The organism is Pseudomonas baltica (assembly GCF_031880315.1).
In the GTDB taxonomy this organism is placed as follows: Bacteria; Pseudomonadota; Gammaproteobacteria; order Pseudomonadales; family Pseudomonadaceae; genus Aquipseudomonas.
The window spans coordinates 881,126-895,264 of record NZ_CP134771.1; the positions used below are offsets into that span (position 1 = coordinate 881,126).

The 14,139-nt window shown below is 60.0% G+C and carries 14 protein-coding genes and 2 pseudogenes; 8 read left to right on the plus strand and 8 right to left on the minus strand.

From position 1 onward, the window contains the following. Positions 1-62: 62 nt before the first annotated feature. The 8 genes and pseudogenes from REH34_RS03880 to REH34_RS03915 all read left to right on the plus strand — a co-directional run bounded on the left by REH34_RS03880 (position 63) and on the right by REH34_RS03915 (position 6,739). Positions 63-956 (plus strand): phytanoyl-CoA dioxygenase family protein, encoded by an 894-nt coding sequence (locus tag REH34_RS03880; RefSeq protein WP_311970841.1) that lies wholly within the window; start codon positions 63-65, stop codon positions 954-956. A 75-nt stretch (positions 957-1,031) separates the two neighbouring features. Continuing rightward, a pseudogene (locus REH34_RS03885) lies at positions 1,032-1,754 on the plus strand (PAS domain-containing protein); the annotation flags it as partial. Further along, positions 1,731-2,006 (plus strand): annotated as a pseudogene (locus tag REH34_RS03890) (methyl-accepting chemotaxis protein); the annotation flags it as partial. The pseudogenes REH34_RS03885 and REH34_RS03890, both read left to right, overlap by 24 nt. A gap of 426 nt (positions 2,007-2,432) precedes the next feature. Further along, on the plus strand, positions 2,433-3,254 hold the full coding sequence (locus REH34_RS03895; protein WP_311970842.1) for an alpha/beta hydrolase: 822 nt from the start codon (positions 2,433-2,435) through the stop codon (positions 3,252-3,254). Further along, positions 3,244-4,761: a PAS domain-containing sensor histidine kinase gene (locus tag REH34_RS03900; RefSeq protein WP_311970843.1), complete on the plus strand. Its 1,518-nt coding sequence runs from the start codon at positions 3,244-3,246 to the stop codon at positions 4,759-4,761. Before REH34_RS03895 ends, REH34_RS03900 begins: the two co-directional genes overlap by 11 nt. A 248-nt stretch (positions 4,762-5,009) precedes the next feature. Then, a complete protein-coding gene (locus REH34_RS03905) occupies positions 5,010-5,468 on the plus strand; it encodes an Hsp20 family protein (RefSeq protein WP_226506907.1) in 459 nt (152 codons plus the stop codon). A gap of 253 nt (positions 5,469-5,721) precedes the next feature. Further along, positions 5,722-6,057, plus strand: coding sequence for a hypothetical protein (locus REH34_RS03910; protein WP_311970844.1), 336 nt, complete (start codon positions 5,722-5,724; stop codon positions 6,055-6,057). A 472-nt stretch (positions 6,058-6,529) separates the two neighbouring features. Then, a complete protein-coding gene (locus REH34_RS03915) occupies positions 6,530-6,739 on the plus strand; it encodes a DUF2945 domain-containing protein (protein ID WP_226506909.1) in 210 nt (69 codons plus the stop codon). Between the two features lie 113 nt (positions 6,740-6,852). Here REH34_RS03915 and REH34_RS03920 read toward each other — a convergent pair whose 3' ends face one another. From REH34_RS03920 to REH34_RS03955, 8 genes are all read right to left on the minus strand, one after another. Continuing rightward, positions 6,853-7,614, minus strand: coding sequence for a 1,6-dihydroxycyclohexa-2,4-diene-1-carboxylate dehydrogenase (locus tag REH34_RS03920; RefSeq protein WP_311970845.1), 762 nt, complete (start codon positions 7,612-7,614; stop codon positions 6,853-6,855). A gap of 10 nt (positions 7,615-7,624) precedes the next feature. After that, on the minus strand, positions 7,625-8,647 hold the full coding sequence (benC, locus tag REH34_RS03925; RefSeq protein WP_311970846.1) for a benzoate 1,2-dioxygenase electron transfer component BenC: 1,023 nt from the start codon (positions 8,645-8,647) through the stop codon (positions 7,625-7,627). 10 nt (positions 8,648-8,657) lie between these two features. Further along, positions 8,658-9,146 carry a benzoate 1,2-dioxygenase small subunit gene (gene benB / locus REH34_RS03930; protein ID WP_311970847.1) on the minus strand — a complete coding sequence of 163 codons (489 nt, stop codon included), beginning with the start codon at positions 9,144-9,146 and terminating at the stop codon, positions 8,658-8,660. Next, a complete protein-coding gene (locus REH34_RS03935; protein WP_311970848.1) occupies positions 9,143-10,519 on the minus strand; it encodes a Rieske 2Fe-2S domain-containing protein in 1,377 nt (458 codons plus the stop codon). Before REH34_RS03935 ends, benB begins: the two co-directional genes overlap by 4 nt. Positions 10,520-10,604: 85 nt before the next feature. Next, entirely contained in the window at positions 10,605-11,573 is a 969-nt protein-coding gene (locus REH34_RS03940; RefSeq protein ID WP_311970849.1) for an AraC family transcriptional regulator, read from the minus strand. Between the two features lie 99 nt (positions 11,574-11,672). Beyond that, on the minus strand, positions 11,673-12,578 hold the full coding sequence (catA, locus tag REH34_RS03945; protein ID WP_311970850.1) for a catechol 1,2-dioxygenase: 906 nt from the start codon (positions 12,576-12,578) through the stop codon (positions 11,673-11,675). 64 nt (positions 12,579-12,642) lie between these two features. Continuing rightward, positions 12,643-12,933: a muconolactone Delta-isomerase gene (gene catC, locus REH34_RS03950; protein WP_226506916.1), complete on the minus strand. Its 291-nt coding sequence runs from the start codon at positions 12,931-12,933 to the stop codon at positions 12,643-12,645. Between the two features lie 31 nt (positions 12,934-12,964). Beyond that, positions 12,965-14,083, minus strand: coding sequence for a muconate cycloisomerase family protein (locus REH34_RS03955; RefSeq protein ID WP_226506917.1), 1,119 nt, complete (start codon positions 14,081-14,083; stop codon positions 12,965-12,967). Between the last annotated feature and the right edge of the window lie 56 nt (positions 14,084-14,139).

Here is a 14,139-nt window from a genome sequence, read left to right on the forward strand (position 1 = left end):
ATCGGTCCATGCCTTGCGCCGTTGCGCAAGCCGCGCAGCGTCCCATACGACCGGAGAACCTCATGCCCGCCACCCAGATCCAACCTCAAGAACACACGCTGACCCAACTGCGTGAAGTGCCCGCAGGCACCGCACCGGCAATCGTCAAGCAGATCATCGACGAAGACGGCGGCGTGATCATCAAGGGCCTGTTCAGCGCCCAGGTCGAGCGGTTCAACGCCGACATGGACCCGATCGTCGCCGACTGGGCCTCGGGCAACAGCACCTGCCCGGAATGGATGCAGGAGTTCACCGGCAAGAAGACCAAGCGCGTGACCCAGTTGATCCGCCGCAGCAAGACGTTCCGTGAAGAGATGCTCGACCACGACATCCTGCTCTCGTATATCGACACGATGATGCTCGAGACCAGTGACGCCTACTGGATGAACGCCGCGCAGATCATCGAGATCCAGCCAGGCGAAAAACTGCAATACCTGCACCGCGACCTGGAAAACTACCCCGTGTTTCGCAGCCTCGGCCCAGCGGGCCCGGAGGTCATGTGCAACTGCCTGGTGGCGCTGTCCGAGTACACCGAAGAAATGGGCGCCACGCGCATCATCCCCGGGAGCCAAAGCTGGCCCGACTTCAACGATCGCGAGCGCATCGAGAACACTCCGACCATCCCGGTGGTCATGGAAAAAGGCGACGCGTTTCTGTATTCCGGCAAGGTCGTGCATGGCGGCGGCGCCAACGTCTCCAACCGTCCGCGTCGTGCTCTGGCCCTGGCCTTCTGCCCAGGCTGGCTGGTGCCGGAAGAGGCCTATCCGTTCGCCGTCCCGCTGGAAATGGCCCGCACCCTGAGCAAACGCGGCCAGCAGCTGACCGGGTTCCGTTCGCAGCATAACGAGAAGCTCGGTGGCGGCACCCTGTGGAGCCTGGATTACGTCGAATTGGCCAAGGTGCTGGAACTGGACTGACCACCGGCGCCGCTCGGCGAAAACACGCGATTCGAACGCTCGCGCTATTGGGTACGGACTGCAGGAGGGTAATCAATGGGGTGGTTCAAAGGCCGCACGCAACTCGCGCGCACCATCGTCCAGGCGCTTCGTCAATTGTTGGCCGGCCAGCGTATCGACGATGACGACAGCGCTAGCCTGGCAGTCGTCCCGCAAATACCCGAAGTGCTGGCGCAGGTCTCGGAACGCTTGCGCCAGCTGGAGGCGCTGGAGCGCGAGATACGCGCCCTGCCTGTGCCGCCTTGCACCGCCCAGCAATATGCGCTGCTGCAGGCCGAGCTGGCGCAGCATCAACACGACGTGAATGACCTCCACGAGCAGTTGCAGCGTAACGTTGACGAGCGCCATGAACTTGAAGACCAGCTGACTCGACTACAAGCCGAGGCCAGAATCTGGGAGCTGAGCCGACGCACCCTCACCGAAGGTTGCTGGGACCTGCAGGTCCATCACGGCGACGCCAATCACGGCTCCAACGTGATCAGCTGGTCGGATCAGTTTCGGGCCCTCATCGGCCATACGGCAGCGGATTTTGGTGACGACTGGGACAGCTTCATGGCCGTGCTGCATCCCGAGGATCTGGACCGCACGCTCAAGGTCCTCAGCGATCACTTGGCCATTCCCGGCAACACCGAGCCTTACATGACCGAGTACCGCATGCGCCACAAGACCCGTGGCGACCTATGGTTCCGCGAACGCGGGCGTTGCCTCTATGACGACAAAGGTGTGCTGATCCGGGTGATCGGCGCGGTTCGCGATATCAGCGACGAGCGCGCCGCCATCGACCTGCGCGACCGTGAACAGGCCGGCATGCGCGACACCTACGCGAACATTTCCCAAGTCGCCAGCGTGATCAAGAGCGTCGCCGAACAAACCAACCTGCTCGCCCTCAACGCCGCCATCGAAGCTGCACGCGCCGGGGATCAGGGACGCGGCTTTGCAGTGGTCGCCGATGAAGTGCGCAACCTCGCAAGGCGCACCCAGGATTCGGTCGGGCAGATCGAGAACATGCTGCGCAGCCGGCACTGATCGTCCTGGCGTCCCCTCTGCCCACGCGCTACGAGCCAGCATGATCGACACGATCTGGCGATCATCGGTGCCGTGGCGGTATTCTTCAGCCTGCCCGCGCCCCTCCTCAAGCGCACTGCGGCCGCTACTGGCTTTGCCCTCGCCTGCTCGGTAGCTAAAGTCGTCAACCGCCGAACCACCCGTACACCTTGGCCTCTCTGACCCGCGCTGATCTGGCGTGCGCTACTATGTCAGGCCTTATTTCCAGAGCCTCCCTGAATGAGCAAACAGGGTCAGACGGTGCTGGTCGCCCTGCGCAACAGGCGTTTCCATCAAGTAAGTTTTACGCGCCTTGGGATTACGACGACAGAATTGTTGGATACACTGACCCAGCCAAGCGGGCTGGCCCCGCACTGAATCAGGAATCGCATGATGTCCGTCCAAGCCCGCAACAATGTGCATGTCTTCGGCCACGGGCCGATAACGCTGGTCTTCGCGCATGGCTTTGGCTGCGACCAGAACATGTGGCGGTACGTCGAGCCTGCTTTCAGGGAGGGCTGGCGCACGGTACTTTTCGATCTGGTGGGATGTGGCAACTCTGATCTTGGCGCTTACGAAATCGACAAATACGCCACCATGGAGGGCTATGCCCAGGACATCATCGAGATCATCGATGAGTTCGGCGAGGGTACAGTGGTGTTCGTCGGGCATTCGGTCAGCGCGATGGCGGGTGTGGTCGCCGCCAATCTGCGCCCGGGCCTCATCCAGGCGCATGTGATGATCGGCCCCTCCCCTTGCTATATCAACGACGGTAGCTACCTTGGCGGCTTTACCCGAGAAGATATCGACGCCCTGCTGGAGACCCTCGAAAGCAACTACCTGGGTTGGTCGAGCGCTATGGCTCCAGCCATCATGGGAGCGCCGGAGCATCCCGAACACGGCATCGAATTGACCAACAGCTTCTGCAACACCGACCCTGAAATCGCCAAGCGCTTCGCTCGGGTGACGTTTTTGTCCGACCTGCGCGACGAAGTGGCCAGGTTGAGCGAACCGGCGCTGGTCATCCAGTCTTCGGACGATTTCATCGCGCCTATGGAAGTTGGCGAGTATCTGCGCGACACGCTTGCGCAGGGGCATCTGGCGGTCGTACAGAACACCGGACACTGCCCGCACCTCAGCGCACCGCATGCCTGCATCGCGGCGATGAACGGCTTCCTCCAGCAGCACGTGGACACCCGCCGCGATGCCAGGTGACGACGCCTTCATTCCGGACGCAGAAACGCTCTATCGCCATGCCTCATGCGCGCTGTTGGTCACCAGTCGAGCCGGGCTGATTCTCAAGGTCAATCAAACCTTCTGCACCTGGCTGGGCTACAGCAGCGAAGCCTTGGTGAATAAGCGTCGGATACAGGAACTGCTGACCGTCGGCGGCAGAATGTTCCATCAGACCCACTGGCTCCCCCTGCTGGAAATGCAGCGGTCGGTGGCAGAGATTCAATTCGACTTCAAAGCCAGCAATGGCCGCCTTGTGCCGATGGTGGTGAACGCTACTCGGCGCGAGCACGACGGGCATCTCTACGACGAAATTTCGGCCATCGTGATTGCCCAGCGGCACCTGTTCGAGCAGGAGCTCAAAGGCGCAAAACGCCAGGCCGAATCGGCCCTTGAAGAGCATCTGGTGCTGCAGCGGGAGTTATCGGTCGCCGATGCGCGGCTGCGTATCGCGCTGGAGTCCGCTCAGTTGTACGTGTGGGACGTTGATCTGCAGACCATGGAGCGCCGCTATGATCCCGGTGTGGCGCGATTGCTGGGCTTCAACTCGCCGCAGCCTATCACCGAGGCTGCCTACAACAGTTTCATCGATCCCGCCGACGTCGCGCAAGAACGACAGTTGTTTCAAGCAGCCATGGAATCACCCGGTCATACCTATCGCTGCGTATACCGCTTGAACGGCGTCGACGGCAGCCCGCGTACCGTGCTGGCCACCGGCCGCGGCGTGGCAGACGCCAATCAGGCGTTATTGCAGTTTGTCGGGGTGCTCCACGATATCACCGAGGTCAGCCTGCAACGGATGATGGCGGAAGACCGCGCGGTATTCGCCGAACAGATGATCGGCATCGTCAGTCACGATTTGCGTAATCCGTTGCAGATCATCTCGATGGCGACACAGCGCATCGAGACCAGCCGACAACCGTCGGACCAGATCACCATGCTCGGTCACGTCCGCGAGGCCACGCACAGGGCTCAACGACTGATCAACGATCTGCTGGATTTCACCCAGGCTCGGATAGGACAGGGCCTGTCGATCAATCCCGCTGACGTTGTCGTCAAAGACGTACTGCAGATGGCTGTGGAGGCGCTGCGATTCGCCAATCCCGGCAGGCAGATCATTCTGGTCGTTGATGCAGCCCGGCACTTTCATCTGGATATCGACAGAATCACGCAGCTGCTGGGCAACCTGATTTCGAACGCCATGACCTATGGCGCTGCTGATACCCCGGTTACCGTCAATGCCCGTCTGGATGCCGCTGAACTGGTCATTAGCGTGCACAATCAGGGTGACCCTATACCCACCACCTTGATGCCGACATTGTTTACACCCATGACTCGCGGAACGGGCGTGGGCCAAGTGGTCAGAAGCGTCGGGCTAGGGCTTTACATCGTCAGCGAAATAGCCAAGGCGCATGGAGGCACGGTGGACGTAACGTCCTGCAGCGGGGCAGGCACGACGTTTTCGGTGAGGTTACCCGCTCAGTTCTAGCCAGAGTCGAGCGTGGTCGGGCGTTGCGATGGAAGCCGGCACCTGTTGAGCTCGTTGCAGAGCGGTCTACCCGCCTGCACCCTGACACATTCAAAACCAATCGGCCGTCGAAGCCCCAGTTTCACCGCCAAAAAATAATTTCGCCTGAGCTCTTGAAATCGTTTTTGGTCGATCCTAGATTTTTATTACGCGATGCCGAACACGGGTCGCGTCTTGAATCACTTGGAGAAAACTCAGGAGATTTCGCAATGGCTACTACTCTTTCGTTGGCACCACTGTTCCGTCAGTCCGTAGGCTTTGATCGTTTCAACGACCTGTTCGAGTCGGCGCTTCGTAGCGAGACCGGCAATGCCTATCCCCCTCACAATGTCGAGAAACATGGTGATGATGAATATCGCATTGTCATCGCCGCGGCTGGACTTGCTGAGCAGGACATCGACATTCAAGTCGAAAAAGGTGTTCTAACGGTTGCCGGCGGCAAACGTGAAAACGAGAAGGCAGTCACCTACCTTCATCAGGGCATTGCCCAGCGGGCATTTCGGTTGTCATTCCGCCTGGCGGATCACATCGAAGTCCGAGGAGCGGCGCTGAACAACGGCTTGCTGAGCATCGAGTTGCTCCGCACCGTTCCAGAGGAGGCCAAGCCACGACGCATTGCTATTGGTGGCTCTGACAAGCCCGATCTCAAAGCTGTCGCAGGGCAATAAACCCATGGGGCGCTCTTCGGAGCGCCCTTTCCAGCTTCACCCGACCGTTTTCGTTGCATCCCGTTGGCGGGCAGGCCATGGGGGGCAATCTGTTGCCAGGCCTGACTGTACGCATGGCTGGATATTGCTGCGAACCCTCCAGATGCTTTACAACAGTCTCGAATGCCACGCATGGCTTTCTTTCTGCTGATCAGCCGCTAGCGGTGCTGATAGAATGCCATCAGCCTCAAACGCCAACTTCCCGAGACATCACATGAATCCAGAATTAACTGAAGAAGAGATGCGCCGTGCCCTCTTCGGCCATGCAGAAGTCTGCGCTCCGATAATCATCGCCCCACCCCTGAAGGAGCCCGTCGCGGATATCGTGATTGTGCCGACGGCTAAACCCCAGGTTAAGAAGAAAGCATCCAAAGCATTCACACCCAGATTGAAAGTCACCTTGCGGGTAGGAAATGAATTTGAAGGTGAGATGTTTGAACTGATTCATGAGGCCGACACGCTGAGCACCATCCTCGCAGAACAAGAGGCCACGAAGGCGGCACGAAAGAAATACAGATACGTGGAGTTGGTGTCGGTTAAATCGATGTAGCGCACCTGACTACATCCACGGCCATTTGAATTCTACCGCCCATCTTCTACCCCTCACCGCCACCCTCCTTATACTGTTCATACAGCCTATAGCACTACCTTTGAGTGCCGTTAGTGGGAAAGCCCGAGCATTCAAGGGCCATTTCAGGTCCGCAAAATACGCTCGATACGCTCACGCGCCCCCCCGGTAAGCCGCTTGATGCCCAACAAACGCGCAACCTCCAGCGCTGGATCGGCAGCATCGATGATCGCCGCCGCCATTCTCAGTTCCTCAGCGGCAACGTCTTCGATAGCGCGAGCGGAGCGGCTGGCGGAGGTCACTCTGGTGATGTCGAAATATGAAACCAAACATTCAAGTTGCGCATCACACGCTTAGTGGCGATGCCGAGCGGCATGAGCTGTGAGCTGTGAGCTGTGAGCTATGAGTTATCCCCTACACCCCGACACCCATTCGCATTCTTGAGAGAAAGATTATGGCCAATACCTTTAAGGTCGGTGACGCTGTCCGGTGGAATTCAGAGGCGGGCGAAATTCACGGGAAGGTGACCAAGGTTCATGAACAAGATGTGGACTTCATGGGCAAGCACCGCCCGGCGTCCAAGGACGAGCCACAATACGAGGTGCAAAGCGACAAGACCGGTCATTTTGCGATGCACCATGGAAGTGCTTTGCATCGAGGCTGACATCTCATGCTGGATGGGCCAGCGCGAAGTGGATTTTGGCAACCCCGCCATTGGTATTCATGCGCTCGTGAATTTAGGGTTGGTATGAGCAAACCTGAGGACCGACTGCCGGATCAGCCCAAATCTCCGCCCCCTACCGGCAGCGTGACGCCGGTGATGTAGGAAGCCTCATCGCTGGCCAGAAACAGAATGGCGCTCGCTTGTTCGTTGATCGTGCCGTAGCGCTTCATCAAGCTGCTATCGACGGTCTGGTCGACAATCTGCTGGTACCACCGTTGTTCGTCGGCGCTGGGCGCTTGGGTGTTGCGGGGGATGCGTCGTGGTGGCGCCTCGGTGCCGCCCGGCGCCGTGGCATTGACTCGGATGCCTCGTTCGGCGGTCTCGAACGCCAAGCAGGCGGTCAGAGCGTTCACCCCACCCTTGGCAGCGCCGTAAGGCACCCGGTTCACCCCGCGAGTCGCGACAGAAGAAACATTGACGATCGCTCCGCTACCCTGCTCAATCATGTAGGGCAGTACGGCGTGGCAACACCACAGTGTCGGGAACAATGACCGACGCACCTCAGCCTCGATTTCTTCGCTGCGGTAGTGCTCGAAAGGCTTGACCCAGATGGTGCCGCCAACGTTGTTGATCAGAACATCGATACGCCCGAATCGACCATGGGCAGCGCCCATGACCTCGCCGCATTCGGTGCTCTGCTCGAGGTCGGCGGTGAGCGTCAACACTCGCTCGCTGCTGAGCTCGTGCACCAGCTCGGAGCGGTCCACTGCGACCACCCAGGCGCCCTCCTCCAGCAGGCGCTCGACCACGCAAAGCCCTATGCCCTGTGCAGCGCCGGTGACCACCGCGACTTTGTCTGTAAAACGTAAGCTCATATCAACCTCCTTATGCGGCATCACCGGTTACGACGGCGTTCGGGGTGAATTTCTCGTAATGAAAACTGGCGGGGGTCACGCCCTGCTCGGTGAAATACTTGCGCACGGCATCGACCATCGGTGGCGGGCCGCACAGGTACACATCGACATCGCCGTCATTCAGGGCGCCCGAAGACATGTGCTGGGTGACATAGCCTTGGCGCGAATGGGCAGTGGCCGGGTCGGCAACACAGGTCACGAAGCTGAAGTTGTGCAAGCGATCCGAGAAGCCCTTCAAGGCGTCGACCATCACCAGATCCTGATCGCGTGTGACGCCATAGATCAGGCAGATCTGCTGGGTCTCGCCTTTTTCAGCGAGCACTTCGAGCATGGCCAGAAAAGGCGCCAGACCGGTGCCGCCCGCCAGGAACAGCAGAGGCCGAGTGACCGCGCGCAGGTAAAAACTGCCCAGTGGGCCGGTCATGCTGACCTGCTCGCCGACGCTGGCAGCGGTCAGCCAGCTGCTCATGAGGCCTCCGGGCACCTGTTTGATCAGGAAGCTGGCCTGGGTGTCACCGGGGCGGCTGCTGAACGAATACGAGCGCGTCTGCTGGCCCCCAGGGACGGCAATATTGACGTACTGGCCCGGCAGAAAAACAGGCGCCTGGTCGAGGGTGAAACTGACCTCCACAGCGGCGTCGGCATGGGTAACGATGCCCGACACCGTCGCGCCGAAATGCGTGGTCCCCGTCTTGCAGGCACTGGAAGGTACCGGCACGCTGAGCACGCAATCGGACTGCACCACCATCTGGCAAGTGAGGACCTGACGCTGCTCGGCTTCATCCTCGGCCAGGGCATCTTCGATGTAGTCGTCGCCCAGGTCGTATTCGCCCGTTTCGCAGTGGCACTTGCAGGTGCCGCATACGCCATCGGAGCAGTCCATGGGCAGATTGATACGCTGGCGATAGGCTGCATCCAGCACCTTTTCGCCCGGCTTGCAGTCGATGAATCGGGTGACCCCATCCTCGAAGTTCAAGGCAATCGAATACGTCATGGCTTTGCCCTCAGATGTGGTAAATGTCGATGACTTGATGGATGTAGTCGTTCTTGAGCACGATCTTCTTGCGTGTGATCAGCGGGTGTTCGCCGCTGACGTCCAGGCGATAGAACGAGGTGCCGAAATACGAATCCGTGGTCTTGTAGCGATGGCTGAGGGTGTGCCAATTGAAGCGCAGCTCGACGGTGGCGCCGTCGTCGCTCAGCACTTCCAGGTTGGCGATCAAGTGTGCAGTGCGTGGCTCTGGTGTACTGGCGCTGGAGCGCTCTGTCTTGATGCGGAATATCCGGTCTTCCAAGCCATCGCGGTTAGGGTAGTAGATCAGCGAGATTTCCCGGTGCGGGTCTTCGGTGAGGCTGTCCTGGTCGTCCCAGGCCGGCATCCAGAACTCCACGTCCGGGGAATAGCATTGCAGCCACTCATCCCACTGACGGTCGTCCAGCAACCGCGCCTCGCGATAGAGAAAGTCCAGCAGCAGGTCACGGGAGGTACTCATGGCTGAACCTCCTTGTCAGTGGTGATCACGCCAGCATGCTCGGACTCCAGCGCGGTCAGCAGGCGTGATGCCCAGAATGCATGCTGGCGCACGAACAGGCCCTCGTCCTCGGTCTTCACGCCACTGAGCTGTGGACGCATGCCCATGGCCTTGGCATTGTCGTCCGGGCCTTCTACCCACTGCTTCGCGCCACGGCTCAGATCGTTCCACAACGTGGTCGCACCCTGGTAGCCGGTCTGGCAGGCGCGGAACTCTTCCAGATCGTCCGGCGTCCCCATGCCGCTGACGTTGAAGAAGTCCTCGTACTGCCGAATGCGGGTGGCGCGCTCCTTGTCGCTTTCGCCTTTTGGCGCCATGCAGTAGATGGTCACCTCGGTCTTGTCCACGGCAATCGGTCTTACCACGCGGATCTGCGTGGAAAACTGGTCCATGAGATAGACGTTGGGGTACAGGCACAGGTTGCGGGTCTGGTCGACGATGAAGTCCGCGCGCTCTTGCCCAAGGCGCTCGGCCAGGGCTTCACGGTGGGCATGCACCGGACGTACTTCGGGATTGAGCAAGCGGGTCCACAGCAGAATATGCCCGTGCTCGAAGGCGTACACCCCGCCCAGGCTCTTCGACCAGCCATTGGCATCGACGGTACGGGTACCCTCGGCCTCGTAGTTGCGTCGACCCATGGTCGCCGAATAGTTCCAGTGCACGGAACTGACGTGGTAGCCGTCGGCACCGTTCTCGATCTGCAGCTTCCAGTTGCCGTCGTAGATATAAGACGAACTGCCGCGCAACACTTCCAAGCCTTCGGGCGCTTGGTCGACCATCTGGTCGATGATCGTGCGGGTTTCACCCAGGTAGTCGCTCAGCTCGGGCACCGCCTCGCTCAGGCTGCCGAACAGAAACCCACGATAGTTTTCGAAGCGACCAAGCCGGCGAAGGTCATGGGAGCCGTCGCAGTCGAAGCTGTCAGGGTAGGCGCCGGTCTTGGCATCTTTGACCTTGAGTAGCTTGCCGGCATTGCTGAACGTCCAGCCATGGAACGGGCAGGTGAACGAACCCTTGTTGCCTTGCTTGCGTCGGCAAAGCATGGCGCCGCGGTGGGCGCAGGCGTTGACCAGACCGTGCAGCTGGCCTTGCTTGTCCCGGGTCACCACCACCGGCTGACGGCCGATGTAGGTAGTGAAGTAGTCGTTGATATCTGGTACCTGGCTTTCGTGCGCCAGGTACACCCAGCCGCTTTCGAAGATGTGTTTCATCTCCAGGTCGAACAGCTGCTGATCGGTGAAGATGTCTCGGCGGCAGCGGAAAACGCCAGTGGCAGGATCTTCCTGGACAGATTCACGGATCTGTCGAGCAAGAGCGTCGATATTCTGATTCATGGGCTGGGCCCTCCGTTGTTCTTGTATCAGGCACTTTCACCTTAAATGCCTCGCCTTCCTGGCGATATCCAGCCACTGCACATCGCTATCCGTTTACCGCAAGGCCCTCTTGGCAGCGACGTGTGGTCTGCGATGGCAGTTCACCGAAGCGCTTGCGATAGGCTTCGGAGAAACGCCCCAGGTGCAGGAAGCCATGATCCAGCGCAACCTCTGTGACGCTACGGGCAGCGGGCGACTGCAGCAACTCGTGGACCCGTTCCAGTCTGCGCTGGCGCACGTAATCGCGCGGCGACACGCCCACCTGCCTTTCGAACAGCAAGTACAGCGAGCGCTCGCTCACCCGTGCAACAGCCATCAGCTGTTCGATACTGATCTCTTTGCGCAGGTGTGCATCGATGAACTGCCTCACCGCCTCGAACCCCTGGCCTTGGGATTGCACCGGTATTTGTCGGGCTACGTTACTGGCGAGCATCCCCAGCAGCTTGCTGGCCACAAGGCGTTCATAAAGCACCTGGACCTCAGGCGCTGCCGCGCTCTCTGCCTCCTGACAGATCAATCCCAGCAGTTGTACGAAACACTCAAGGGTACTGAGGTCATGACGCGAGGCGGCGAAGCGTATGCCGTTGCTGGGCAGGACCCATTTCTGCTCCACACAAGCACTCTCCAGGAGGCCTACGGGCACCTTGATGATGAATTTTTCGCAATCCGCCGAGTAGGTCAGGTCGACGGGGTCATCGGGATTGATCAGCAAGATCTCCCCGGGGGTGTAAATTTGTTCTCTATCGCGGGCGAAGGAACGACAATGGCCGCGCAACAGGATTTGCAGGTGATAGATCGATTCCAGGGCCGGGGACAGCACCTGCACTCGCGCGCCGTAACTGATACGGCACAGGTCCAGGCTGGAAAAAGTCCGATGGCTGATGCTCGCCCGCGGTTGGCCTTTGGGGGGCATGCGAATCTCATGGCTCCCCACATGCTGGTTCACGTATTCAGACACCGCGTAGGCATCCGCCTGGTTGAAGATGCAGCTGCGTTCACTCAACAGGGTGGTCATGGTGTGCGCCTCTCTTGTTTTTTTATAAGCAGGCTCGGGGTGACGACAAAAGCTCCCGCCGCATTGCGGTCGGGAGCTGAACACTTCAGCGTTTCGTCATCAGGCTTCCAGCGCCCTCACCCGCTCGCGCTTGTCCTGCTCCCTGGGCTCTTCGGTAGGCTGCAGCACGAAGTCGAATTCGATCTCGGCATACCGATCAGCGCCGTCTTCCTTGAACACGATGTCGGCAATCAGCTCGTCACGTGTGGCATAGGCGAAATCGTCGTGCAGGTACTTGTCGCCCGCCAGGTTGATCTGGGTAGTCAGGTGGCGATAGCCGGGTCCGGAGATGAAAAAATGAATGTGCGCCGGGCGCTGACCGTGGCGGCCGAGCTGATCCAGCAGTGCCTGGGTCGGGCCATCCGGAGCGCAGCCGTAACCGGAGGGCACGATGCTCTGAAAGCGGTACCGTCCCTGCTCGTCGGTCTGAATGCGGCGGCGCAGGTTGAACTCGGACTGCGAGGGGTCGAAGTAGGAATAGGTACCTGCCGTATTGGCATGCCACACATCGACGATGGCATTGGCCACGGGCTCGCCCGCCACATTGCGCACCTGGCCTTTCATGTACAGCAATGTGCCGGAATCCTGGCCGTCGTCGAGCCGCGCTTCGTATTGCGACAGCGGCGCGCCGGCCACATACAGCGGGCCCTCGATAGTGCGTGGAGTGCCGCCCACATGGCCGGCCTGCTCGTCTTCAGCATCCATCAGCAGGTCCAGGTAGTGCTCCAGGCCAAGGCCAGCTACCAGCAACCCGGCTTCCTGACGAGCACCCAGCTCATTCAGGTAGTTCACGGCTTTCCAGAACTCCTCGGACGTGACCTGAAGGTCTTCGATGATCTTGATGCTGTCGGTCAGCACGCGATGGATCACGGTCTTCATGCGGGCACTGCCGGCGGTCTTGTCAAAACCGGCGGCGACTTCGAAGAATTTCTGCACTTCGGCGGTATGGGAAATACGAACGGTCATGGCGGTTCCTCATCTTTATTCTTGTGGAAACAAACGTCATTCTTGTGAAGATATCAGGCAGTTTTCAGCGATCGTCGGCGTGGATCGACGAGGGGTGTCTGCACATGGCCATGACTTCGATGTCCATGTAGGGATACAGCGGCAGTTGCATCAGCGTGTCATGCAAGGCTTGGTTATCGGGCACATCAAAGATGCTGACGTTGGCGTACAGGCCGGCGATACGCCAGAGGTGTCGCCAGGTGCCCTCGTGCTGCAGGCGCTGAGCCAGTTCCTTTTCGTCGGCCTTGAGCCTTGCTGCTTGATCGGCTGGCATGTCGGCAGGAAGTTTGACGGTCATGCGTACATGAAAAAGCATGGCAGGTTCCTCAGTTGAACAAATGATGCGTTTATCGACGGGCGAACCGGGCGAGGCGTGCTTCGTCCAGTTCCAGACCCAGGCCAGGCAGGCGCGGGATCAAAAGCTGGAAGTCGCGGTACACCGGTGGCTGGACCAGAATATCCTCGGTCAACAGCAGCGGGCCGAACAATTCGGTGTGCCATTCAAGCTTGTCCAGAGTCGCGAAGGCATGGGCCGCCGCCAGTGTGCCGATGCTGCCTTCGAGCATGGTGCCGCCGTACAGCCCGATGCCCGCTGCCTGGGCGATGGCGGCCGTACGCAATACGGCACGAGGGCCACCGGTTTTGGCAATCTTCAGGGCAAAGATGGGCGCCGCGCCCATCTGTGCCAAGGCAAAGCTGTCTTCGACAGACTCGATGGCCTCGTCGGCCATCAGCGGGATCGGGCTGTGGGCGCTGAGGCGTGCCATGCCGGCACGGTCGTGGCGCGACAGAGGTTGTTCGATCAACTCGACGCCGGCATCGGCCAGCCGACGGCAGGCATTGATTGCCACTGCTTCGCTCCACGCCTGGTTGATGTCCACCCGGACGCTGGCCCGGTCCCCCAGGGCGCGCTTGATAGCCGCGACATGGGCAATGTCGCGGGCCGGCTCGCCTGCACCGATCTTCAGTTTGAAATGGCGATGGCGACGCAGATCGAGCATGCGCTCGGCTTCCTCGATGTCCTTATCAGTGTCACCGCTGGCCAGCGTCCAGGCGACTTCGACGCCGTCGCGCACTCGACCACCCAGCACCTCGGCCACGGGCAGGCCCAGGCGCTTGCCCAAGGCATCGAGCAAGGCGGTTTCCACCGCACTACGAGCAAAGGTATTGCCACGGATGGCTCGGTCGACGCGCTGCATGGCAGCGTTGAGGTTGCTGGCATCCTGGCCGATGAGCAGGGGCGCAAACCAGGTATCGAGGTTGGTCTTGATGCTTTCCGGACTTTCTCCGGCGTAAGCCAGGCCACCGATGGTGGTGGCTTCGCCAATCCCGACGATGCCGTCGCTGCAACGAATGCGCAGAATCACCAGCGTCTGCCCGTGCATGGTATGCATGGCCAGCTTGTGCGGGCGAATGGTGGGCAGATCGACGATCTGGATATCGAAATGTTCGATCGTGGCGGTCATGATGTCCGTCCTGTTTATGTTTGTTCTTGCCCCCAGATTGACGCGGGACGACCCGC